The organism is Bacillus sp. LR--39 (genome assembly GCF_053613335.1).
In genome coordinates this window covers 1-729 of record NZ_JBSIOT010000828.1, presented here as the reverse complement: position 1 = coordinate 729, position 729 = coordinate 1, and the positions used below count along the sequence as shown (strand labels likewise).

The window sequence follows — 729 nt, the reverse complement described above, 5'->3', positions numbered from 1 at the left end:
CTTAATTAATTTGGTAACGTAATATAATTGGAGAATTTGTTACAAAAAAAGGAGGATATTATGAAATTTGTAAAAAAGAAGGATCATTGCGCTTGTAACAATTTTGATGCTGTCTGTTACATCACTGTTTGCGCTGCAGCCGTCAGCAAAAGCCGCTGAACACAATCCAGTCGTTATGGTTCACGGTATTGGAGGGGCATCATTCAATTTTGCGGGAATTAAGAGCTATCTCGTATCTCAGGGCTGGTCGCGGGACAAGCTGTATGCAGTTGATTTTTGGGACAAGACAGGGACAAATTATAACAATGGCCCGGTATTATCACGATTTGTGCAAAAGGTTTTAGATGAAACGGGTGCGAAAAAAGTGGATATTGTCGCTCACAGCATGGGGGGCGCGAACACACTTTACTACATAAAAAATCTGGACGGCGGAAATAAAGTTGCAAACGTTGTGACGCTTGGCGGCGCGAACCGTTTGACGACAGGCAAGGCGCTTCCGGGAACAGATCCAAATCAAAAGATTTTATACACATCCATTTACAGCAGTGCCGATATGATTGTCATGAATTACTTATCAAGATTAGACGGTGCTAGAAACGTTCAAATCCATGGCGTTGGACACATCGGCCTTCTGTACAGCAGCCAAGTCAACAGCCTGATTAAAGAAGGGCTGAACGGCGGGGGCCAGAATACGAATTAATGAAAAACAAAACCTTGAAGAATTCTATT

At 42.7% G+C, this 729-nt stretch carries 1 pseudogene; it reads left to right on the top strand.

What is annotated here, in order from left to right:
• Window positions 1–60: 60 nt before the first annotated feature.
• Window positions 61–700 (top strand): annotated as a pseudogene (lipA, locus tag ACWHAR_RS26810) (lipase LipA).
• Window positions 701–729: the final 29 nt, after the last annotated feature.